Origin of the sequence: Flavobacterium sp. (assembly GCF_044361015.1) — a bacterium.
Lineage (GTDB): Bacteria > Bacteroidota > Bacteroidia > Flavobacteriales > Flavobacteriaceae > Flavobacterium.
Map to the genome: position 1 here is coordinate 16,829 of NZ_JBIKJL010000007.1, position 22,445 is coordinate 39,273.

At 31.5% G+C, this 22,445-nt stretch carries 22 protein-coding genes; 12 read left to right on the top strand and 10 right to left on the bottom strand.

Annotation, left to right across the window (positions count from 1 at the left end):
• The first annotated feature begins 2 nt into the window (after positions 1-2).
• Positions 3-614, top strand: coding sequence for a WbqC family protein (locus ACIQ2Z_RS03695; RefSeq protein WP_396182811.1), 612 nt, complete (start codon positions 3-5; stop codon positions 612-614).
• On the opposite strand, the gene ACIQ2Z_RS03700 is transcribed toward ACIQ2Z_RS03695, so the two are convergent.
• The 6 genes from ACIQ2Z_RS03700 to ACIQ2Z_RS03725 all read right to left on the bottom strand — a co-directional run bounded on the left by ACIQ2Z_RS03700 (position 615) and on the right by ACIQ2Z_RS03725 (position 6,975).
• Entirely contained in the window at positions 615-1,670 is a 1,056-nt protein-coding gene (locus ACIQ2Z_RS03700) for an endonuclease/exonuclease/phosphatase family protein (protein WP_396182812.1), read from the bottom strand.
• Positions 1,671-1,705: 35 nt separating this feature from the next.
• On the bottom strand, positions 1,706-2,578 hold the full coding sequence (locus ACIQ2Z_RS03705; protein WP_396182813.1) for a rhomboid family intramembrane serine protease: 873 nt from the start codon (positions 2,576-2,578) through the stop codon (positions 1,706-1,708).
• Between the two features lie 48 nt (positions 2,579-2,626).
• The gene (locus tag ACIQ2Z_RS03710) at positions 2,627-3,436 is read right to left on the bottom strand and encodes a rhomboid family intramembrane serine protease (protein WP_396182814.1); all 810 of its coding nucleotides are present in this window, start codon (positions 3,434-3,436) and stop codon (positions 2,627-2,629) included.
• Positions 3,433-5,283, bottom strand: a complete 1,851-nt coding sequence (gene mutL, locus ACIQ2Z_RS03715; protein WP_396182815.1) for a DNA mismatch repair endonuclease MutL — start codon at positions 5,281-5,283, stop codon at positions 3,433-3,435. Before mutL ends, ACIQ2Z_RS03710 begins: the two co-directional genes overlap by 4 nt.
• A 429-nt stretch (positions 5,284-5,712) precedes the next feature.
• On the bottom strand, positions 5,713-6,195 hold the full coding sequence (ribH, locus tag ACIQ2Z_RS03720; protein WP_396182816.1) for a 6,7-dimethyl-8-ribityllumazine synthase: 483 nt from the start codon (positions 6,193-6,195) through the stop codon (positions 5,713-5,715).
• A gap of 3 nt (positions 6,196-6,198) precedes the next feature.
• On the bottom strand, positions 6,199-6,975 hold the full coding sequence (locus ACIQ2Z_RS03725) for a tol-pal system YbgF family protein (RefSeq protein WP_396182817.1): 777 nt from the start codon (positions 6,973-6,975) through the stop codon (positions 6,199-6,201).
• A gap of 178 nt (positions 6,976-7,153) precedes the next feature.
• On the opposite strand from ACIQ2Z_RS03725, the gene recF reads away from it, so the two are divergent.
• The 7 genes from recF to lipA all read left to right on the top strand — a co-directional run bounded on the left by recF (position 7,154) and on the right by lipA (position 12,847).
• Positions 7,154-8,233: a DNA replication/repair protein RecF gene (gene recF / locus ACIQ2Z_RS03730; protein ID WP_396182818.1), complete on the top strand. Its 1,080-nt coding sequence runs from the start codon at positions 7,154-7,156 to the stop codon at positions 8,231-8,233.
• A gap of 4 nt (positions 8,234-8,237) precedes the next feature.
• A complete protein-coding gene (locus ACIQ2Z_RS03735) occupies positions 8,238-8,912 on the top strand; it encodes a DUF2461 domain-containing protein (protein ID WP_396182819.1) in 675 nt (224 codons plus the stop codon).
• 9 nt (positions 8,913-8,921) lie between these two features.
• On the top strand, positions 8,922-9,935 hold the full coding sequence (gene murB, locus ACIQ2Z_RS03740) for a UDP-N-acetylmuramate dehydrogenase (protein WP_396182820.1): 1,014 nt from the start codon (positions 8,922-8,924) through the stop codon (positions 9,933-9,935).
• Between the two features lie 98 nt (positions 9,936-10,033).
• On the top strand, positions 10,034-10,237 hold the full coding sequence (locus ACIQ2Z_RS03745) for a membrane or secreted protein (protein WP_396182821.1): 204 nt from the start codon (positions 10,034-10,036) through the stop codon (positions 10,235-10,237).
• Between the two features lie 14 nt (positions 10,238-10,251).
• Positions 10,252-11,358, top strand: a complete 1,107-nt coding sequence (locus ACIQ2Z_RS03750) for a glycosyltransferase (protein ID WP_396182822.1) — start codon at positions 10,252-10,254, stop codon at positions 11,356-11,358.
• Positions 11,349-11,897 (top strand): RNA polymerase sigma factor, encoded by a 549-nt coding sequence (locus tag ACIQ2Z_RS03755; RefSeq protein ID WP_396182823.1) that lies wholly within the window; start codon positions 11,349-11,351, stop codon positions 11,895-11,897. The genes ACIQ2Z_RS03750 and ACIQ2Z_RS03755 overlap by 10 nt, the downstream gene beginning before the upstream one ends.
• 77 nt (positions 11,898-11,974) lie before the next feature.
• Positions 11,975-12,847: a lipoyl synthase gene (gene lipA, locus ACIQ2Z_RS03760; protein ID WP_396182824.1), complete on the top strand. Its 873-nt coding sequence runs from the start codon at positions 11,975-11,977 to the stop codon at positions 12,845-12,847.
• Positions 12,848-12,850: 3 nt separating this feature from the next.
• Here lipA and ACIQ2Z_RS03765 read toward each other — a convergent pair whose 3' ends face one another.
• Positions 12,851-14,707, bottom strand: a complete 1,857-nt coding sequence (locus ACIQ2Z_RS03765) for a DUF4139 domain-containing protein (protein ID WP_396182825.1) — start codon at positions 14,705-14,707, stop codon at positions 12,851-12,853.
• Positions 14,708-14,815: 108 nt separating this feature from the next.
• On the opposite strand from ACIQ2Z_RS03765, the gene gap reads away from it, so the two are divergent.
• From gap to ACIQ2Z_RS03780, 3 genes are read left to right on the top strand one after another with little or no spacing between them, the layout of a single operon-like run.
• Positions 14,816-15,811, top strand: coding sequence for a type I glyceraldehyde-3-phosphate dehydrogenase (gap, locus tag ACIQ2Z_RS03770; RefSeq protein WP_396182826.1), 996 nt, complete (start codon positions 14,816-14,818; stop codon positions 15,809-15,811).
• A 36-nt stretch (positions 15,812-15,847) separates the two neighbouring features.
• The gene (locus ACIQ2Z_RS03775) at positions 15,848-16,348 is read left to right on the top strand and encodes a tetratricopeptide repeat protein (protein WP_396182827.1); all 501 of its coding nucleotides are present in this window, start codon (positions 15,848-15,850) and stop codon (positions 16,346-16,348) included.
• Entirely contained in the window at positions 16,349-18,028 is a 1,680-nt protein-coding gene (locus tag ACIQ2Z_RS03780) for a response regulator (RefSeq protein ID WP_396182828.1), read from the top strand.
• Here the strand turns inward: ACIQ2Z_RS03780 and ACIQ2Z_RS03785 are convergent.
• The 3 genes from ACIQ2Z_RS03785 to lpxK all read right to left on the bottom strand — a co-directional run bounded on the left by ACIQ2Z_RS03785 (position 18,015) and on the right by lpxK (position 21,278).
• Complete coding sequence (locus ACIQ2Z_RS03785; protein ID WP_396182829.1) at positions 18,015-19,298, bottom strand: amidohydrolase family protein; 1,284 nt, start codon at positions 19,296-19,298, stop codon at positions 18,015-18,017. The genes ACIQ2Z_RS03780 and ACIQ2Z_RS03785 overlap by 14 nt on opposite strands.
• A 170-nt stretch (positions 19,299-19,468) precedes the next feature.
• A complete protein-coding gene (locus tag ACIQ2Z_RS03790; RefSeq protein WP_396182830.1) occupies positions 19,469-20,281 on the bottom strand; it encodes a purine-nucleoside phosphorylase in 813 nt (270 codons plus the stop codon).
• Positions 20,253-21,278: a tetraacyldisaccharide 4'-kinase gene (gene lpxK / locus ACIQ2Z_RS03795; RefSeq protein ID WP_396182854.1), complete on the bottom strand. Its 1,026-nt coding sequence runs from the start codon at positions 21,276-21,278 to the stop codon at positions 20,253-20,255. Before lpxK ends, ACIQ2Z_RS03790 begins: the two co-directional genes overlap by 29 nt.
• A gap of 69 nt (positions 21,279-21,347) precedes the next feature.
• On the opposite strand from lpxK, the gene ACIQ2Z_RS03800 reads away from it, so the two are divergent.
• Complete coding sequence (locus ACIQ2Z_RS03800) at positions 21,348-22,442, top strand: Nif3-like dinuclear metal center hexameric protein (protein WP_396182831.1); 1,095 nt, start codon at positions 21,348-21,350, stop codon at positions 22,440-22,442.
• Positions 22,443-22,445 lie beyond the last annotated feature (3 nt).

Sequence of the window (22,445 nt, forward strand, 5' to 3'; positions counted from 1 at the left end):
ATATGAAGGCTTTATTATATCCAACCTACTTTCCGTCAGTTAGCCATTATGCAGCGATGGTTCAGGCTGATTCGATAACCTTTGAAACGGAAGATAATTTCCAAAAACAAACTAATAGGAATCGAATGTATATTTATAGTCCGAATGGAATTCAATTGCTCAATATACCTATAAAACATTCTAAAGAAGCTCACCAAAAAACGAAAGAAGTAAAAATAGAGCAAGATTTTAATTGGCAAAAACAACATTTCAAATCACTAGAAGCTGCCTATCGAACATCCCCTTTTTTTGAATATTTTGAAGATGATATTCTTCCGATATTTAAAAAAAAGCAAACTTTTCTATTAGACTTAAACCTAGAAGTTTTTGAGGTAGTTAACCAGTGTTTAGGGATAACTTTACCATTCGAAAAAACTGCAGAGTACTTTCAAAACAGTCCTGATTATATTGATTATCGAACTATAGCTAACGGTAAAAAAGACCAAACCAGTTTTGAACCTTACACACAGGTTTTTGAAAACAAACATGGTTTTTTAAGCAACCTAAGTATTTTAGATTTACTTTTTAACGAGGGTCGATATTCCTTAGATTATTTAAAAAATCAGAAGTTATAATTATTCAATTTTCTTAAATGCTAAACGCGTTACAATTGGAAAATGATCTGAATTAACAAATTCAGAATGAGTAGTAAATTGTTTAACCAAAAACAGTTTGTCAGTAAAAACATAGTCTATTCGACCCGGATAATATTTAAAATTATATGATTTTCCAAAGCCTGAACCTGCTTCTTCAAAAGTATCATTTAAGTCACCTTTAATACTTCGATATACAAAAGAATAAGCACTATTATTTAAATCCCCACAGATAATAACAGGATGCTTACAATCTAATTTATGCTTTTTAATTATCTCAGCTTGTTGTTGTTGCGTTTTAAAAGAGCCACTCATTCGTCTGAAAATACGTTTGGATTGATCTTGAGAAACACCTTGAATATTTTCATCAATTTCATGCACATCAGGTGTTATTTTAATTGATTGTAAATGTATGCTGTAAACCCTTATCGTATCTTTCCCTCTTTTAATATCAGCATAAACAGCATTATTTGTTGAATTTGGAAACTCAATAATTCCCTCTTCAATGATGGGATATTTTGAAAAAATTGCCTGACCTAATTTGGTGTTTTTTCCTTCAACAAAAATATATTTATGTTTATAAATTCTAAAATCAACATCATTATTTCTAGAATATTCCTGCAGACATAAAATATCCGGATTTTGTTCTTTAATAAAGGAAGAAACTTGACTACTCACATCTTCACGTTCAATCCATTTATATAAATTGAATAAACGAACGTTATAACTCATTAGCACAAAATCTTCATCTTCAACTGGTAAATTAGTTTCCGAAAATTTATAAAATTTAGTCACAAATGTAATTCCTAATAACAAAACAATCCCGGAAAGCAACATTTGTTTTTTGAATTGTAGTAACCAATACACAAAAAACAATAAATTAAAAATCAACATCAATGGTAAAACTAAAGTCAGCACAGAAAGTATCGGAAACAATTTAGGAGCCAAAAAAGGAAAAACATAAGCAATGAAGGTCATTATAGTTAATACTATATTGAAAAAAAGCATCACTTTATTAAACCAATTTAGGTTTTTCATTTTTTATTTTTTCCTTACCAAATTAAATACTAAAATCAACTTTTTCCAGCTTTAAACAAAAATTCTTTTTCGTCTTTTGTTAAACTATCATAACCTGATTTACTGATTTTATCTAAAATTTCATCAATCTGCTGTTGTGATTTATCTTTTGAACTAGGTTTAGGTTTTGTATATGTTGTGTTTTTATGTACTTTTTTAAACGGTGTATTCTTTTTAGCTTTAAACAAATTTATAATACTATCCATTAAGGAAGTGAATCCTTTTGTAATATCTGTTCCTTTTTTAAGTTGACTAGCGTATAAATAGCCAAATAAAGCTCCTCCTAAATGAGCAATATGACCGCCCGCATTTGAACCGGAAAGTCTAATTAAATCCAGAAAAAAAAGAACAATTGCAATATGCCATAATTTTACATTTCCAATTAAAAGTAATCTTACTTGCAATTGAGGTGCATAGGTTGTAACACCAAATAAAACAGCCATAACAGCTCCGGATGAACCTATTAATGGTACGGTAATATCCGCAAAACGCGGAAAAATTAAAAATCCAATAATAAAAATTAAACCTGAGAATATTCCGCCCATTAAATAAAGACTAAGTAACTGCTTTTGTTTGAAAAAAGTAAGAAATAATCTGGCACAAAAGTTTAAAATCAATAAATTAAAGAGAATATGAAAAAAATCTTCATGAAAAAAAGAATAAGTCAAAATTGACCACGGCTTCCAAATTAATTCACCTGGATGAGAGGATAAATTTACATAGTGTAAAAAATTAAATGAGATTGTAAACAATGAAAGTATTCCTTGTAGTGCAAATGGAATAGCAAACAAAGCCACATTCCAGTAGATTAACTTTTCAGTTACGCCACCCATTATATATTGTTGCTTTATTTCTTTTAAAATACTCATCTTTATTTCCTTTTATCAATTACCATCCACCTATATAAATTACCTTTATCAATCCCACCGCTTTTCATTAAACTGATTTTTCTTCCAAAACCACATCATTAAAAATCCGGTTAAAGCGCCACCTACGTGAGCAAAATGGGCAATTCCACCACCTCCGAAAATAGATTCTCCTTTTAATCCCATTAATAAATCACCTAAAACTAATAACGGAACAAAATATTTCGCTTTGATGGGTATGGGTAAAAACAACAACATCAATTCTGCATTTGGAAACATAAAAGCAAAGGCAACAATTACACCATACAATGCTCCTGATGCTCCAACAGCTGCGGTTTGATATTTGATTGCTGCACGAACAATAATATTATATTGCTCTTGATTAGCATTTACTTTTTCAAGAATATTATTTAAACTTCCTTCAATAATTTTATTATTAACATCAAATTGATTAGTATGATCAATATTCATTAATATGTGCATATCAGAATCTGAAATATTTAATTCAGAAACTTGTTGTAACAATGAATTAATCTCATAATAGTTCATTCCGGTGTGTAGTAAAGCTGCCCCCAATCCACAAGAAATATAAAAAAACAAAAACTTTTTCCATCCCCAAAAATGCTCCAAAGCCGAGCCAAACATGATTAATCCGAACATATTAAAGAAAATATGCATCAAATTAGGCAATTTAGCATGCATAAACATATGTGTAATGGGTTGCCACCAATGAAAATTATCATTTAAAGGATAATAAAGTGCCAAAAGATCATTAGCAGCTGTCGCAATTGTATTAGAAGCAATAAAAAAAATCACATTGATAATTACCAATTGCTTTACGGTTTCAGTCATTCGCATCATATCGCAAATTTTTTATCTAAATCATCCACACTAATAGTGATGAATGTGGGTTTGTTAAATGGAGAAACATCCGGCTCTTTGCATGCAAAAAGACCGTTTACTATGTTTTCCTGCTCTTTTTCTGTTAAATATGTTCCTGTTTTCACGGCTAAACTTCGTGCCATTGATTTGGCAATAGAATCATTTTGACTAAAACTACTTTCAGGAATTCCATCTTGTAAATCATTTACTAACTCATCTAAAACAATAGAAACTTCACTTTCTGTTACTTGAATTGGAATTCCTGAAATGATAATTTTATCACTTTCAATTACATCAAAAATAAATCCTGTATTTTCTAAAGCTGCTTTTAACTCTTTCATCAAATGAATTTCATTAGTAGAAAAATAAATTTCTAAAGGAAATAACAAATGCTGACTGGAGGCTTGTTGAACTGTCATGTTCTTCAAATATTGCTCATACAAAATTCGTTGATGAGCTCTTTTTTGGTCAATCACCATCATGCCGGATTTAATGGAACTCAAAATGTATTTTTTCTGAATTTGATAAGTTCTGTTTTTAGATTCCTCTATTTCTGTAACGTTAAAAAGGGAGCTTGATACTGCTTCCTGTTCAAATGGAAATGATTCTATTTCCTTTGTGTCGTTTTTTAAACCAATATACAAACTTTCCCAATGAGCATTTTCCGTTTTTCTTTCTCTGTAAATTGAACCACCAAAATTCATTGTTGCTTTATCCTCCGCAAACGGATTAAAATTTGAATTAACCTGAATTAATGGCGTCGAAGCATCTTTATTTTGGTAATGATAAGGTGTGTCTAAATTGGGGTCACGTTCAAAATCCAATACAGGAGCCACATTAAATTGACCTAAACTATGTTTTGCAGTAGAACGTAAAATTGCATATAATGCGTGTTCATCATCAAACTTGATTTCGGTTTTGGTAGGATGAATATTGATATCAATCGTATTTGGTGGCACTTCTAAATAAATAAAATAACCTGGTTGCATACCATCTTTGAGTAAACCTTCGTAAGCAGCCATCAATGCATGATGCAAATAACCGCTTTTAATGTATCTATTGTTAACAAAAAAGAATTGCTCACTTCTGTTCTTTTTTGAAAATTCCGGTTTTGAAATAAAACCATTTACTTGAACAATTTCAGTCTCTTCAAAAACAGGGACTAATTTTTCATTGGTTTTCCCTGAAAAAATAGCGACTATTCGTTGTCTTAAATTTGAAGAGGGTAAATTAAACAACTCACTTCCATTATGAATAAACGTAAAATGAATGGAAGGATGAGCTAAAGCAACTCTCTGAAATTCATCAACAATATGGCGATGTTCTACAGTTTCAGACTTAAGAAAATTACGTCGTGCCGGAATATTAAAAAACAAATTCTTTACGGCAAAAGATGTTCCCTTTGGCAAAACAGAAGGATCTTGCGTTATAAATTTACTTCCTTCAATTATAATATGCGTTCCTAATTCATCAAACTCTTGTTTTGTTTTTAGTTCCACATGAGCAATTGCGGCAATTGATGCTAAAGCTTCTCCTCTAAATCCTTTGGTATGAATTGTAAACAAATCTTCCGCATGACGAATTTTAGATGTTGCATGGCGTTCAAAACACATTCTGGCATCGGTAACGCTCATTCCATTGCCGTTATCAATTACTTGAACCAATGATTTTCCTGCGTCTTTTACTATCAATTTAATATCTGTAGCTTTCGCATCAACTGCATTTTCTAACAATTCTTTTACCACAGATGCCGGTCGTTGAACGACCTCACCGGCAGCAATTTGATTAGCCACATGATCGGGAAGTAATTGTATGATACTAGACATTATCTTTTGCTAAATATGGAAAGATCGAAATCGATAATGAATAAAAAAATGAATAGTAATACTAGGATTATAGCGATTAATCTGAAATTTATTTCTCTATTACCACGGTGTCTACTGTTATTTCGGGCATCACTCCAATGAGCTCTAAAATCATTATAATTAACCGTATCTCGGTTTTTATAAAACTTAGACTCAAAATCATACAAGTTTCCCCGCTCCTTTCCTTCATAGTATCTTGGAGTATAATTGAAACTTTTATTTTTGGGTAATTTGAATAACGATTTTTTAATCATTGTTTTTAGTATTAACCTTCAAAGTTAAGTAATTCTCAATAGACTTGAAAATTTGAATATGTGAAAGTTTTGTTACTTTTCAAAAAAAAAGCCAAATTCAATCGATTTTGGCTATAAAATAAAAACATAAGTTAAGTTATCTAAAAGATGTCATTTTAATAGCTGCCACAGCAGCCTCAACTCCTTTATTGCCGTGTTTTCCTCCACTTCTATCAATTGACTGTTGAAGGTTATTGTCTGTTAAAACACAAAATATAACAGGTGTTTTTCCAAGTAAATTTAAGTCTTTAATACCCTGGGTAACACCCTCACAAACAAAATCAAAATGTTTAGTTTCTCCTTGAATGACACTACCAATGGCAATAATGCCAGCTAAATTAGGATATTTTTCTAACATTTTTCTGCAACCATAGATAAGTTCAAAACTCCCGGGAACATTCCAACGAATAATATTTTCCGGTTTCACCTTGCAATCCAATAAAGTCACTAAAGCTCCTTGAAAAAGACCTTCTGTGATTGTTTCATTCCACTCAGAAACAACAATCCCAAACGAAAGCTGACTAACGTTTGGGAGTGAATTTTTATCGTACTGCGATAAATTTTTATTTTCGGTAGCCATAATTTATTGTGTCATTCCAATTAAGCCATCAATATTACGAGCTTCCGGTGCCGATTCATATTTATCTTTGATTTCTGTAAAATATTTTAATGCTTCTGCCTTTTGTCCTAACGTTAAAGCAGTTTGACCGGCTTTAAGCAAAAAGATAGGCGTTGTCATTTCGTTAGCATTCATTTCGGCTGCTTTTATGTAATATTCTAAAGCTTCTTTTAACTGATTTTTTTGAGCAAAAGCATCACCAATTAATCCAACAGCTTGTGTACTTAAAATCAAATCATCCGATTTAAACTTATCCAAACTTGTTATAGCTTCTGTATTTTTTCCAAGGTTCAAATAAGAAACACCTGCGTAAAAATTAGCTAAATTTCCTGCATCTGTTCCTGAATATTCATTAGCGATTTTAATAAAACCATATTTTCCGTCTACTCCATTCAAAGCAGCATTAAACAAACTGTCTTGACCGGTTGTTCCATCAATTGCTTTTTGAAAATTTTGTTGAGCTGTAAACATTTCTTCCGCAGCATCTGTTTCTTTTGGCTCAACAATAAACTTTTGATACATTAAATATCCAATAGTAATTAAAGCGATAGCACCAACGATCCCAAAAATATATTTTTGATTTTTAACAACCCACTCTTCAGTTTTAGAAGCTCCTTCATCTAACTTATTAAAAACACCGGCTGTGGTACTGTCTTTTGCATCGATATCAACATTTTGTTCAATATCTTCTACTTCCTTTGGTTTTGGAGATTTAAATCCTCTTTTATTGTAAGTTGCCATTTATATTTAATTTAATGAGCCGCAAAAATAAAATTTTTATTCCTATTTGAAAGTAATTTTTTAGATATTTTTGAATATTTTGTATGGCTTTGATTTTGTATTGCAATTATTCCTTTAAATCAGATTACTTTTGCAGGGTATATTACAAAACAAACTGAACATTTTAATACGTCTTATTGTGTTTTTAAAACGAATTTCACTTTTCAATTATAAAAATTTTTCTGAAACTCAATTTGAGTTTGACAGCAAAATAAATTGTTTTGTTGGAAAAAACGGAGTAGGAAAGACCAATGTTCTTGATGCAATTTATCATTTAGCTTATGGCAAAAGCTATTTTAATCCGTTGGCTATACAAAATATTAAGCATGGAGAAGAATTTTTTGTTGTTGAAGGTGATTTTGATAAAAACGGTCGTAACGAACAAATTGTCTGTAGTTTAAAAAAAGGACTCAAAAAAATATTAAAACGCAATGGGAAAGTTTATGAAAAATTCTCTGAACATTTAGGTTTAATTCCCTTAGTCATCATTTCTCCTACTGACAGCGATTTAATCACAGAAGGAAGTGAAACCCGAAGAAAATTCATGGACAGTGTGATTTCACAACTCGATTTATCCTATTTAAATCAACTCATCCAATACCAAAAAGTTATTGTACAACGCAATGCCTTATTGAAATATTTTGCTTTAAATCAGACATTTGATAAAGATACTTTGCAGATTTACAATGAACAATTACAAGCTTTAGGGCAAACTATTTTTGATAAAAGAAAAGAGTTTATCGAGAATTTTCTACCTATCTTTAACAAGCATCATCATGCTATAACTGATTCTGCTGAACTAGTCAACTTGATCTATGAAAGCCATTTGTTTGTAAATAATTTGGAAAAATTATTAGAAGTTAACTTAGCAAAAGATAAAGCGCTACAATATAGTTCTGTTGGCGTTCACAAAGATGATTTGTTCTTTGAAATCGATGGCTATCCAATTAAAAAATTTGGCTCACAAGGACAACAAAAATCTTTTTTAATTGCTTTAAAACTAGCTCAATTTGAGTTTTTAAAGAAAAATAGTGGTCAAAAACCTATATTGCTATTTGATGATATTTTTGATAAATTAGACGAATTTAGAGTAAGTAAAATTGTCGAAATGGTTAACCATGACGAATTTGGTCAGCTTTTCATTTCTGATACTCATCCTGAACGAACAGAAAATATTGTAAAATCGACACATCAGAGTTATAAAATTTTTAAATTATAAAATCATGATTCAAGCTAGTACACTCCAATTTATTGACGATTTAAAAAACAACAATAACAAAGAATGGTTTCATGAAAATAAAAAACGGTATGAACTTTTTAAAAAAGAATACCAAACTTTGATTGCTGACTTATTACAAGAAATGAAACCCCTAGATGCTAGTCTGGAATTACTGGAAGTGAAACATTGTACTTTCAGAATCAATCGTGACATTCGCTTTTCAAAAGACAAATCACCCTATAAAAGTAACATGGGAATTTGGATGACAACCGATAGAAATCGAAAAAATGCACCCGGATATTATATCCATTATGAAAAAGGAAGCAGTTTTATTGCCGCTGGAATTCATTGCCCTGAACCTGATGATTTGAAAAAAATTCGAAAAGAAATTGCTTTTTTTCAGGAGGATTTAGAAGAAATCTTAGCTAATCCAGGCTTTAAAAAAGAATATGGAAGTTTTGATAGAGACGAATCCAATGTGCTTAAAAAAGCTCCAAAAGATTATGACCCTAATCATCCCGCCATTGAATTTTTAAAATTAAAAAGTTTCACTGCCACTCAAAAAATAAATGATTCGCTCTTTACAGATAACGATTTTGCGAAAAAAATGGCTGAAAAACTTATAATTTTAAAACCTTTGACCGTATTTTTGAACCGTGCTTTAGAAACTATTGAATAAGAGAATAAAATGCAAATTCATACAAATTTTTCATTAAAAAAGTATAACACCTTTGGTATTGAAGCCAAAGCCAGCCAATTCGTTTCAGTTCAATCTGTTGATGAATTGATTACCGTCTTAAATGAAAATCCAACAACTAAAAAGTTTATACTTGGGGGCGGCAGTAATATGTTGCTAACACAAGATATTGATGCTTTAGTGATTCATTTAGACCTAAAAGGAAAAAAAATCATTGATGAAAATAACGATTTTGTTTGGGTTGAAAGTCAAGCCGGTGAAAACTGGCATGAGTTTGTGATTTGGACAATTGGTCAAAATTTTGGTGGTTTAGAAAACTTATCTTTAATTCCGGGAAATGTAGGAACTACTCCCATTCAAAATATCGGAGCCTATGGTGTTGAAATCAAAGATACCTTTGTGTTGTGTGAAGCTATTCATATTGAAACGCAAGAGTTGATGATTTTTACTAATGAAAAATGTAAATTTGGGTATCGCGAAAGTATTTTTAAAAACGAAGTAAAAGATGAATTTATTATAACTTCACTAGTTTTTAAATTAACCAAAAAAAATCATAAACTCAATACTTCTTATGGGGCGATTGAAACTGAATTGGAAAAACAACACATTACTAATCCAACGTTAAAAGACGTTAGTAATGCTGTTATTTCTATCCGTCAAAGTAAATTACCGGACCCGAAAGAGTTAGGTAACAGTGGAAGTTTCTTCAAAAATCCGATTGTATTGAAAAGTGATTTTGAGTTAATTCAACAAAAATTTCCAACGATGCCTTTTTATGAGGTTTCAGAAACAGAAGTGAAAGTTCCGGCAGGATGGCTTATAGAACAAGCCGGATTTAAAGGAAAACGTTTTGGTGATGCCGGTATACATAAAAATCAAGCCTTAGTTTTAGTAAACTACGGAAACGCAACCGGTCAGGAAATATTGGCAGTAGCAAAAGACATTCAAGCAACAATTGAAACTGCTTTTTCTATTTCCATTGAGACAGAAGTCAATATTATTTGATGTTTAAATAGGGCTTATTTCTTAAATTAACTTTAAACAACAAACAATTAAGTGAACACTTTTTTGTATCTTTACCACGTAAAAAAAACACTTGAAAAATGAAATTGGTCTTACTTACAATTGGTCTTCTTGCACTAGCTTTTGCTGGAATTGCTATAAAAATATGGGCAAAAAAAGACGGAAAATTTTCCGGTACTTGTGCCAGTCAAAGTCCGTTTTTAAATAAAGATGGCGAAAATTGTAGCTTTTGCGGAAAAACTCCCGAACAAATGAAAAATTGTTCTGAACCTTCACATTCTTAATCCAGAACCAGACAATGCTCGACATTTTATTTTATAGTTTAATTGGAGTCGTAATCATTCAATTATTCTATTATATTTTTGTATTTGGTAATTTTTCGTTTACTAAAAGCCAGAAAAACAATCCAAAACGCATTCCTATATCCGTTATAGTTTGTGCTAAAAATGAAGCAGAAAATAGTAGAAAATTTGTACCCCTTTTATTAGAGCAAAATTATCCCGATTTTGAATTAGTTCTAATTGACGATTCGTCTAAAGATGAAACGTTAGAATTATTTGAACAATTTGAAAAACAGGATTCCCGCGTAAAATTGGTTAAAGTCAAAAACAACGAAGCCTTTTGGGGAAATAAAAAGTTTGCCTTAACCCTCGGAATTAAAGCCGCTAAAAACGAATATCTTTTGTTTACAGATGCTGATTGTTATCCAACTTCAAAAGAATGGATTAAGGAAATGAGCTCAAATTTCACCTTAAAGAAAACAATTGTTTTAGGATACGGAGCCTATGAAAAAATACCTGATTCGTTTTTAAATAAACTGATTCGTTTTGAAACAATGTTAACGGCTACTCAATTTTTTGGGTGGGCAAAAATGGGTAAACCCTACATGGGTGTTGGACGAAATTTAGCCTACAAACGAGAAGAATTTTTTAGAGTAAACGGGTTTATTGACCATATGAAATTGCGTTCCGGTGATGACGATTTATTTATCAATCAAGCTGCTGAAAAAGAAAATACAACAGTTTGCTTTTCAAAAGAAAGTTTCACTTATTCCATGCCAAAAACGACTTATAAAGAGTGGTTTATACAAAAACGCAGACATGTTTCAACGGCTACTTATTACAAAATGTTTGATAGGTTTCAATTAGGGCTATTTTTTCTGACACAATTATTATTTTTAGTGTTGGCCATTCTTTTATTGTCCATTAATTTTCAATGGATGTTTGTATTGCCAGTTGTGTTAATTCGATACACTTTTGCTTGGACATCAATGGGTTTTGCTGCTTCTAAACTAAACGAAAAAGACGTTATCTATTGGTTTCCGGTCATGGAAATTGCTCTTATTTTCACTCAATTAAATGTGTTTTTTACTAATATTTTTTCAAAACCTGTTCATTGGAAATAAAAAAAATCATAGAAAAAGCCATTAATGGCGACCAAGTTGCCTTTACTTCATTATTAGACATGTATTGGAACGAAGTCTATGGTTTTATGCTCAAGCGAACAGAAAACGAAACCGATTCTGAAGATATAACCATAGAAACTTTCTCCAAAGCATTTGATAAAATTGCCAGTTATAATTCAGAATTTCAATTTAACACTTGGTTAATTGCAATTGCCAAAAATGTCCACATTGACATGCTTAGAAAAAAGAAATCTACGCTTTTTGTGGATATGAATTACGAAAAAGACTTTCAGGCTTATAATGTTGCCGATACTACACCATCTGCTGAAGACAAGTTGATTACAGAACAAAATTTATCTCGTTTATTAGCCTACATAAAAGAATTAAAACCTCATTATCAGGAAGTTATTCAACTTCGGTACTTTCAGGAATTAAGTTATCAGGAAATAGCTGAACATTTGAATGAACCTCTAAACAATGTGAAAATAAAATTGCTTCGGGCAAAAAAATTGTTGGCAGAAATTATTTTAAAAAGATAATTCAACAAAGCCTAAAAAACATTAAACTGCTAAAATCCCTAATCTTTTTCTATCTTTGCTTTTCTAAATATTGCACTATGAATACTGTTTTAGAAAACATTCAACCACCAATTGGCAAGCCAAAATGGTTACGTGTTAAACTACCTACCGGAAAAAAATATACTGAACTACGCGGTTTAGTGGATAAATATAGCCTAAATACTATTTGTACTTCTGGCAGCTGCCCAAATATGGGTGAATGTTGGGGAGAAGGCACTGCTACTTTCATGATTTTAGGAAATATCTGTACGCGTTCTTGTGGTTTTTGTGGTGTAAAAACTGGTCGTCCGGAAACAGTAGATTGGGATGAGCCTGAAAAAGTGGCCCGTTCTATTAAAATTATGAATATCAAACATGCTGTTATTACCAGTGTAGACAGAGATGATTTGAAAGACATGGGTTCCATCATTTGGTTCGAAACGATTCAAGCCATTCGACGCATGAATCCTGAAACAACGTTGGAAACCTTAATTCCTGATTTTCAAGGGAACGAACGCAACATTGACAGAATTATTGAAGCCAATCCGGAAGTTGTTTCTCATAATATAGAAACCGTACGACGTTTAACTCGCGAAGTTCGTATTCAAGCTAAGTTTGATAGAAGTTTAGAAGTGTTGCGGTATTTAAAAGCTCAAGGAATTAAGCGTACAAAATCAGGCATCATGCTTGGTTTGGGAGAAACAGAAGAAGAAGTAATGGAAACAATGCGTGAACTTCGGGCAGTAAATGTTGATATTATAACCATTGGTCAATACCTGCAACCGAGTAAAAAACATTTGCCTGTGAAAGAATTTATCACTCCGGAACAATTTAAAAAATACGAAGACTACGGAAAAGAATTAGGTTTCCGCCATGTGGAAAGTGGAGCTTTAGTTCGTTCATCCTATCATGCTCAGAAACATATTTTGTAGTTTTTATTCCAACTGTAAAAATTCATTTTTAGGATACCTAACTTGATATTTGATTTGCAATTTCTTTTCTGTTTTAGAAGGCAAGTTGAATATCCATTTGACAATATTAGTATTTTTATCAACAGATGCTTCTGCATAATATTCTTCTTCTACTGTAATTTCTTTATCATTACTGATTGGTAATTGATCTAAAACAGTAATTTCCACAGGATATGGTTTATTGTTTTTAACAATAATATCATATGCTCGATTTTCTTTTTTATAGTTACTTAATAATTGTTTAGAACTGAATTCTTTTAATTTTTTACGATTAATAACAATTCCTTTATCTTTTCCTAAAGAAATATCTAGTGTATCAGATGCTGATTGTAAATCTAAAAGTGATTTTCCCAAATAAGCTCCTTCGAAAAATAAATTCAATTCACCATCAAACAAGTTCAATTCTTGCCAATTTGTTACTTTTGCAGTTAAATAAACACTTTCGTCTAGTTTTGGGACAGCATAATAATGATATTGAGCCGGTAACTCAAATCGTTTAATTTCTGCAATGTACTTTTTACCATCGCTTAAAACAGAATATGGTTCTTTTATTTCATAAATTATTGTGGTGGGTTGATAGTTTACCGCAGTTTGTAATGCTATAGATTCCTCTTCATAAACAACTTCTCTTTTCTTCGATTTTTTGATACCGCCGGCTACTACTACTACCTCATCCAATTGGACATCTCCCTCTAAATCAACATTTATTATTTTTGAATTAGCATTAACTAATTGAGACTTCATTCCAACAAAAGAAAACTCTAATACACTATTTACATTTGGTACTTTTATACTGTATTTACCGTCAAAATCTGTTGAAGTACCAATTGAAGTACCTTTAACAATTACATTAGCTCCCGGTAATGGAATACCGTCTTCAGAAACAACTCCGGTAATTGTATTTCCAATTAATTGACCATATGCTTGAACTGAACCTGATGGTTTTTGACGTTGATTTAAATTTAAATACCAAGGTTGTAATGTCGGTGCTAACCCACTTTCCGTTGGATTTCCATTTGAAATTGTTAATGATACATCATTCCAATCTTCGCCTGAACTTTGAAAAATATTTGCTTTAAATAATAATTCAATTGGACTATTGATATCTTCAACTCTTAAATCGTAATTGGAATACCATCCTGCATTCATCACATAATAAGTTATTTCAAAAGATGCATTAGAAATTTCTCCTTTTGATGAAACAGTTACAACTATATCACTTGTAGCTGTTTCATTTGATTCGTTTAACGACTTTAATTGTTTATCCAACTTAGTTATTGTACTATCAATCGTGGACATTGTAGATTCAACATCTGATTTTTGTTTTAACAATTCAATCAAACGCTGACGTTGAAAGTCTACAGCTTCTTTCAAATCAGTCATTTTCAAACCTGCATTAGTTCCGCCAATAACCTGGTTTTTAGCTAAAATAGACTCTTCATTTTTTAAAATCGTTAATATATTATTTTCAAATATTCTTTTTTTATTTAAAAGTAATTTAGCCGATTGCAATTTTTCAATTTCCACCCTGTTTTTTTGTACTGCTAAATGATTATTTTGGTGAACAACAGATTGAATTGTAAATGCCCCTTTTCCTTTTACTTGAATACTTTCTTTATCTACTTTTGGTGAAATTCCGGAAAAAACCAATTCAGACTTACCACTTGAAAAAGATGCTTTTGCAGTTCTTAAAACTTGAGCTCCTTCTGTAAATACAATTACTTTTTCAATTTTTGAAGTAACCATTTTACTTTTACTTTGACCTAATAATGAATTAGTTGAAATTATCAAAAGAACAATTAAGGTTAAAAAAGCTTTCATAAATAAATGTTTTACTACAAATATAAATACAATTAAGGTTGAAATCTATTGAAAAATGAAGAAATAGTTTTTTAAAAACAGTACTTTTATGCTCGAATTTTGAATTTTATGATAAAACAAAAAATTGCCATCAACGGTTTTGGTCGTATCGGAAGAAATGTTTTCCGTTTATTATTAAATCATCCAACCATAGAAGTGGTAGCAATCAACGATTTAGCCGATACTAAAACGATGGCTCATTTGTTGAAATACGATAGTATTCACGGTATTTTAAATGCTACTGTTTCGTTTGATCATGAAAATATCATTATAGATGAAAAGAAAATTCGCTTTTACAGACAAAAAGATATTCAAAACCTACATTGGGAAGCTATAGACTTTGTTATTGAAGCAACCGGAAAGTTTAAAACGTTTGATGAAGCCTATTTACATATTAAGGCAGGTGCAAAAAAAGTAATTCTTTCCGCACCACCGGAAGATGATCTAATAAAAACGGTTGTTTTAGGTGTAAATGAATCCATTTTAGACGGTTCAGAACTTATTGTTTCAAATGCCAGTTGTACTACAAACAACGCTGCTCCTATGATTAAAATCATAGACGAGTTATGTGGTATCGAACAAGCTTATATTACTACTGTCCATTCCTACACCACCGATCAAAGTTTACATGATCAACCACATAAAGACTTGAGAAGAGCTCGTGGTGCCTCACAATCAATTGTGCCCACAACAACTGGAGCTGCAAAAGCTTTAACTAAAATTTTTCCAAACTTAGTGAATAAATTAGGAGGAAGTGGGATTCGAGTTCCAGTTCCGGATGGTTCTTTGACTGACATTACTTGTTATGTTTCCAAAGCGATAACTATTGAAGAAATTAACACAGCTTTTTTAATGGCTTCTCAAAATAACTTGAAAGGAATACTTGCTTACACTGAAGACCCAATTGTTTCCGTGGACATCTTAGGAAACCAAAATTCTTGTTTATTTGATGCTCAATTAACTTCTGTTATTGACAAAATGGTAAAAGTAGTAGGCTGGTATGACAATGAAATTGGATATTCATCGAGAATTATTGACTTAATTGGTTACATTTCAAATAAATAGTTAATTTTATGCCATCAAATTTTTCGATTTTTTGGTATGAAGTATTTTATTTTAACCATCCTTTTCTTTACTACAGCAATAAATGCTCAAAAAAAAACTAACCCTAAAGTAGCATTAGACAGCACTAATTATTATATAGAGTTAGCCAATTTTCATAAAAAAAATAATAATTTCAGAAGTTCACAAGAATATATTCAAAAAGCCATTGAATTTGCTGAAATTAAAAAAGACATTCAAGCCCAAGCAGATGCTTATTCTTTTCTAGGCAGTGTTTATTTTGAATTAAAAAAAATCGAAGATGCCATTCAAACTTTTGACAAAAGCATCAAACTCTATAGCACACAAAAACCCTCCTCTAATCAAGCCTATGCGTTATATAATTTAGGTGTTTGTTATGTTGAAATGAAAGATTGTTCTAAAGCAGAATTTTATTTTAAAGGAGCAGAAAATATTTATGAAATTATTGAAATTCCGGAAGCAAAGGAAATGGTCAACCTTCAAAAGGGAATTGTTTATAGAGCAAAAGGTGAAAATTAATTGGCTTTATCTATTTTAAACACCTTTATCGTTAAACCGGATGAAGAAGACCATTTTAAAACCAAAGCGGAAGCACTTTACCAAATTGGACTAATTGAGGCTGAAAATAACCGAAACAATCTAGCCATAAATTACTTAACCAAAGCGATGGAATTAAGTACAAAAAATAAAAATTTTGAACTTAAGGCTAAAGTGGCTAAATCATTAAGTGGAGTTTATGAAAAAATGATTGATATAAATAATTCGTTCAAGTTTTTAAAACAACACATTCGAATTAGAGATAGTATCAAAGAAATCATGAGCAAACGTGTTGGTACTGAAGATTTCTTGAGCTTTAAACAAGCGGAACAATTAAAATCTATCGACCAACTGAATCGCGAAAATAAAGAGCAACAAAGAGCAAATAAATTTTCTAAATTAATAAGCATCTTAAGCATCGCATTAATCTCAATTTTATCTTTATTAAGTTTGTCTTTGTATAAAAATAATATCATCCGAAGTCAATCTAATAAACAATTACAAGCCAAAAACCAAGAATTACAAATTGCTAAAGACAAAGCTGAAAAAGCATCAAAAGCAAGAGCAGAATTTTTATCAACCGTGAGTCACGAGTTACGAACACCATTGAATGCCATCAATGGAATTACCCATTTATTAATTGAAGAAAATCCAAAAAAATCACAATTACAATACCTAACATCTCTTAAATTTTCCGGTGATTATTTACTCACTTTTATCAATGATATTTTAGAAATAAACCGTGTTGAAAGTGAAAATATTGAAATTGAAAGTATCAATGTTAATGTCAAACAACTTTTAAGTGATTTACACAATTCATTTAAAGATTTAGCCAGTAAAAATAACAATGGATTTATTTTAGAAATTGACGAAAAAATTCCTGACCATTTAATTGGAGATCCAACAAAGCTTTCACAAATTTTCATTAACCTCATCAATAATGCTTTAAAATTTACTAAAAACGGAAAAGTTAGTATTAGAGCAGCTGTTGTAAAAACTGTGAATGATATTTCAACCGTACATTTTGAAATTGCTGATACCGGTATTGGAATTTCAATTGAAAAACAAAGTTCTATTTTTGAAAGTTTTTCACAAGGTTCTATTGAAATAAACCGAATATATGGTGGAACCGGTTTAGGTTTAGCCATTGTAAAAAGATTAGTTAGTTTACTTGGCGGCGAAATTCAATTAATTAGCAGTCAAGGTATAGGATCCACTTTCTCTTTTGACATTGATTTTAAATTAGGCCAACAAACATTTGTAGAAGTTAAAAAACAGTATGACGAGAGCATTTTTGTACACAAAAAAGTTTTGGTAGTAGAAGACAATAAAATCAACCAAATGATTACCAAAAAAATGTTGGAAAATAAGGAAATCATTTGTGAGTTAGTTGACAACGGTGAAGAAGCAATCGAGTTGGTTAGAAACAACCAATATGACTTAATACTCATGGATGTTCACTTGCCTGGCATTAATGGAACGATAGCCACTGAAAAGATTCGTATATTCAACAAAACGATTCCGGTAATTGCTTTAACCGCTATTTCCTTATATGAAAATAGAGAAATGTTACTTTCGTTTGGGATGAATGATGTTGTAACTAAACCATTCAATCCTGATAATTTTTACAAAGTTATTGCCAATCAGCTTAGTTCGATTTAAAAATAAAGCCATCTTTCATTACGAAAATTACATTTTCCAATGTTTTAATATTTAGCAATGGGTTTTCATCTACTGCAATAATATCCGCTAAGAAGCTTTCTTTGAGTTGCCCCAAACTATTTTCCATTCCCAATAATTTAGCGTTAGTTATAGTTGCAGCTTGAATAGCTTCCTTTGCATGCATCCCTGCTTCAACCATATAGCCAAATTCTTTGGCATTTAAACCATGAGGAAAAACACCTGCATCTGTTCCAAAAGCAATTTTTACTCCTCTATTATATGCTTTTGCAAATGTATTTTGAATTTGAGGTCCGACTTCTAAAGCTTTTGGCCGAACAATTTCCGGATAAAACCCGGTTATTTTGGCTTTTTCAGCTACCTCTTTTCCGGCAGTAATAGTAGGCACTAAATATGCATCATACTTTTTCATCATTTCCATTGTTTCCTCACTCATAAACGTACCGTGTTCAATAGTTTTAATTCCTCCTAAAATTGCCCTTTGCATTCCTTCATCTCCATGTGCGTGAGCAGCCGTTAACATATTATAATCTTTGGCAGTAGCCGTAATAGCTTTAATTTCATCGAGGGTGAACTGGGGATTTTTTCCGTTTTTTGCTACACTCAGAACACCTCCCGTTGCTGTAATCTTAATTACATCAGCCCCTTCTTTGTAACGTTGTCTTACAGCTTTTACAGCGTCTTCCGGTGAATTAATTACTCCTTCAACCGGACCCGGGTCTCCCATTAGCTTTCGAGAACTTCCATTAGTTGGGTCAGCATGACCTCCTGTTGTAGCAATGGATTTTCCCGCAGCAAATATGCGTGGACCAACTACAATACCTTTATCAACAGCTTTGCGAAGAGAAATATTTACTCCTGAACCACCTAAATCACGTACAGTAGTAAATCCAGCCATTAATGTTATTCGAGCATAACGGGTTGAAGCAAAAGCAACATCAGCCTCATTATCAGTATATTTAGCATCATAGTTAGTAGAATTAAACTCATTTTCAAGATGCACATGCATATCTATAAGTCCGGGTAGCACAAATTTATTCTTTAAATCAACTTCTATATCATTCGGATTAATTGGAGCAACATACCCATTTACGACTTTAATAATCTTATTGCCCGAAACCACAATTGTCATATTAGTGAGTATTTTTCCTGTTTGTGCGTCAACTATTTTTCCACAATGAAGGTATGTATCTTGCGCAAATAAAATGCAAGAGAATAGGAATGTAAAAAGAAAAGCGAAGTTGTTTTTCATACTATTATTTTTAGAAGGCCTTTCAAAAATACAAATCTTATCGATTGAAAGACAATTGTTTTAAATAATAATTGAATTATATTAATAGCCCTGATTGTAACGAAAATCCTCGCAGAATAGAAAACTATTTTTTGCTTAGAAGAGATTGCAATGAAAAGCAGGAGTAACTCCTAAAAACTTAAAATAAATTCTTTGATAAACTTTCGAACATGAGGTTCTGCTTTTCGGGCAGCTTCAAGCACTTCATTGTGATTAACTTCATTAATATTTTCTTCGTCACCCATATCAGTAATGACAGAAATACCCAAACAATCCAATTCCATGTGTCGAGCCACAATAACTTCAGGAACAGTTGACATTCCGACGCAATCTGCTCCAACATTTTTTACCATTTTATATTCTGCCAGAGTTTCAAAAGTTGGCCCTTGAAGTCCTAAATAAATACCCTCTTTAAGATCAATTTCGTTTTGTAACGCGATTTCTTTGGCTCTTTTCATCAAACTTCTCGAATATGGTTCGCTCATATTAACAAACCTCGGGCCAAATCGATCATCATTTGTTCCACGTAATGGATGATCAGGAAAAAAATTAATATGATCTTTAATAAGCACCACATCTCCTACTTTATAATTAGGATTTACACCACCGGAAGCGTTTGAAACTAGAAGTTTGTTAACGCCTAAATATTTCATTACTCTTACTGGAAAAGTAACTGTTTTCATATCATAACCTTCATAAAAGTGAAACCGGCCTTGCATGGCTACAACACTTTTTGAACCAATTTTTCCAAAAACCAAAGCTCCTTTATGACCTTTAACGGTGGAAACTGGAAAATTTGGAATTTCAGCATAGGGAATCGTAAATTCAATTTCCATATCATGGGTAAAAGAACCAAGTCCTGAACCAAGTATAACTCCAAATTCAGGAGTATAATTAGTTTTATTCTTTAAATAGTTAACGGTTTCTTGAACTTTGTCCCACATAATCGATTATTTTTTTATTGAAATCATCACTATTAGATAAAAAAGAACTTTGAATAGGCAAAAAAAATAACTGGTTTTTAGGCAATTTCCCCTTTAAACGCACATAGTCTTTTTCAGTTGTAATGATAGGTTTCTTTTTAGCTTTATTTATAATTGTTTGAATATCTGTCTCTGAAAAATCATGGTGATCAGGATAATCGAGCACCTCGTCATTTAGACTTTGCAAATATGCAAAAAAGGGTTTGGGTTTCGCAATTCCTGCAACAAGTAATTTATCAACAGTTCGAAAAGAAGCGACAGAACGAGAACCTATTTCTGAGCTTAAGCTTTCATCATAAGCAATTGTAGAAAAATAAACTACCTGATTTTCAGAAACTTTTAATTTATTCAAACATTTATTTTGTTCAAATTCAGATAAATTTGTTGGACATTTTGTCACCACAATTATATTGGCTCTTTTTGCTCCATTTCTACTTTCTCTAAGATTTCCTGTTGGTAAAATAAAATCTTCAGAATACAAATCTGAATAAGCAGTCAATAAAATATAAAAACCGGCTTTTACTTTACGGTGTTGAAAAGCATCATCTAATAAAATTAACTCTGGTTTCTTTTTTAAAGAAAGTAATTTTTCAATTCCGTTTTTTCGATTAGCATCAACCGCCACTTGAATAGCTGGAAACTTTTGATGCATTTGAAAAGGTTCATCCCCCAAACTTTCAGGCGTTGATGCTGCATCTGCCAACAAAAAACCTTTCGACTTTCGTTTATATCCACGACTTAAAACTGCAATTTGATAGTTTGAAGAAAGCAAACGAATTAAATATTCAATTTGTGGTGTTTTACCGGTTCCTCCAACGCTTAGATTTCCAACAGCAATGATAGGGATATCAAAGGAATAAGATTTTAAAATTCCGATATCGTAGCACCAATTACGAATAGAAGTAATGAATCCATATAAAATGGCAAAAGGAAAGAGTATTTTTCGCAACAAAATCATGTTACGAAAGTAGGGATTTTTTATCTTTGAGAGAAATAATCTCAATTTGGATTTTTAGCCATCTCAATTATGAAACTCAACACTATTATAGAACAGTTAGAAATGCTTGCACCGCTTTCTTATGCTGAAGATTTTGACAATGTAGGTTTGCTTACCGGAAATAGTGAACAGGAAATTAACGGAATCCTGGTTTGTCACGACGTCTTAGAAAATGTTCTAAACGAGGCTATAGAAAAAAAATGCAACCTTATTGTATGCTTCCATCCAATTATTTTTTCGGGTTTGAAAAAAATTACCGGAAAAAACTATGTTGAACGAGTAGTTATTAAAGCGATTAAAAATGATATTGCTATTTATGCCTTGCATACCGCTTTAGACAATCATCAAAATGGCGTGAATAAAATTTTTTGTAACCAATTAGGATTAAAAAATACCAAAATATTGATTCCAAAAGAGAAATTCATTCGAAAATTAGTCACTTATACTATTTTGGAAAATCATGAAGAACTCCGAAATGCACTTTTTGATGCCGGTGCCGGAAATATAGGAAATTATGAAGATTGCAGTTTTAATTCGAAAGGAATTGGAACGTATTTAGGAAACGAGAACAGTAATCCTGAAATTGGAGAACGATTTGAATTTGTAGAAAATGAAGAAATAAAATTAGAAGTCACTTTTGAAAAAGAGTTAGAATCGAAAATTTTAAAAGCGTTGTTCAAAACACATTGTTATGAAGAAGTGGCTTATGAAATTTATGAATTACAAAATCAGCATCAAAATATTGGTTTAGGAATGATTGGTGAATTAGAAACCGAACTTTCAGAATTGGATTTTCTTCAATTTGTAAAAGATAAAATGCTATGTGGAAGTATCCGACACAGTGAATTTTTACATAAAAATATTAAAAAAGTAGCAGTTTTAGGCGGTTCAGGTAGTTTTGCCATAAGTAAGGCAAAAAAAATGGGAGCTGATGCTTTTTTAACAGCTGATTTGAAATATCACCAGTTCTATGAAGCTGAAAATCAATTACTTTTAGCTGATATTGGACATTATGAAAGCGAACGATACACAAAAAATTATATTGTTGATTTTCTTATCAAAAAAATCCCTAATTTTGCCATCATTTTATCAGAACAAAATACAAATCCAGTTAAGTACTTTTAGATT

Bases quoted from the DNA above. Each gene is read 5' to 3' on its own strand.
- ACIQ2Z_RS03695 (WP_396182811.1), top strand. From the start codon at position 3: ATGAAGGCTTTATTATATCCAACCTACTTTCCGTCAGTTAGCCATTAT.
- ACIQ2Z_RS03700 (WP_396182812.1), bottom strand. From the start codon at position 1,670: ATGAAAAACCTAAATTGGTTTAATAAAGTGATGCTTTTTTTCAATATA.
- ACIQ2Z_RS03705 (WP_396182813.1), bottom strand. From the start codon at position 2,578: ATGAGTATTTTAAAAGAAATAAAGCAACAATATATAATGGGTGGCGTA.
- ACIQ2Z_RS03710 (WP_396182814.1), bottom strand. From the start codon at position 3,436: ATGATGCGAATGACTGAAACCGTAAAGCAATTGGTAATTATCAATGTG.
- mutL (WP_396182815.1), bottom strand. From the start codon at position 5,283: ATGTCTAGTATCATACAATTACTTCCCGATCATGTGGCTAATCAAATT.
- ribH (WP_396182816.1), bottom strand. From the start codon at position 6,195: ATGGCTACCGAAAATAAAAATTTATCGCAGTACGATAAAAATTCACTC.
- ACIQ2Z_RS03725 (WP_396182817.1), bottom strand. From the start codon at position 6,975: ATGGCAACTTACAATAAAAGAGGATTTAAATCTCCAAAACCAAAGGAA.
- ACIQ2Z_RS03735 (WP_396182819.1), top strand. From the start codon at position 8,238: ATGATTCAAGCTAGTACACTCCAATTTATTGACGATTTAAAAAACAAC.
- murB (WP_396182820.1), top strand. From the start codon at position 8,922: ATGCAAATTCATACAAATTTTTCATTAAAAAAGTATAACACCTTTGGT.
- ACIQ2Z_RS03745 (WP_396182821.1), top strand. From the start codon at position 10,034: ATGAAATTGGTCTTACTTACAATTGGTCTTCTTGCACTAGCTTTTGCT.
- ACIQ2Z_RS03750 (WP_396182822.1), top strand. From the start codon at position 10,252: ATGCTCGACATTTTATTTTATAGTTTAATTGGAGTCGTAATCATTCAA.
- lipA (WP_396182824.1), top strand. From the start codon at position 11,975: ATGAATACTGTTTTAGAAAACATTCAACCACCAATTGGCAAGCCAAAA.
- ACIQ2Z_RS03765 (WP_396182825.1), bottom strand. From the start codon at position 14,707: ATGAAAGCTTTTTTAACCTTAATTGTTCTTTTGATAATTTCAACTAAT.
- gap (WP_396182826.1), top strand. From the start codon at position 14,816: ATGATAAAACAAAAAATTGCCATCAACGGTTTTGGTCGTATCGGAAGA.
- ACIQ2Z_RS03775 (WP_396182827.1), top strand. From the start codon at position 15,848: ATGAAGTATTTTATTTTAACCATCCTTTTCTTTACTACAGCAATAAAT.
- ACIQ2Z_RS03785 (WP_396182829.1), bottom strand. From the start codon at position 19,298: ATGAAAAACAACTTCGCTTTTCTTTTTACATTCCTATTCTCTTGCATT.
- ACIQ2Z_RS03790 (WP_396182830.1), bottom strand. From the start codon at position 20,281: ATGTGGGACAAAGTTCAAGAAACCGTTAACTATTTAAAGAATAAAACT.
- lpxK (WP_396182854.1), bottom strand. From the start codon at position 21,278: ATGATTTTGTTGCGAAAAATACTCTTTCCTTTTGCCATTTTATATGGA.
- ACIQ2Z_RS03800 (WP_396182831.1), top strand. From the start codon at position 21,348: ATGAAACTCAACACTATTATAGAACAGTTAGAAATGCTTGCACCGCTT.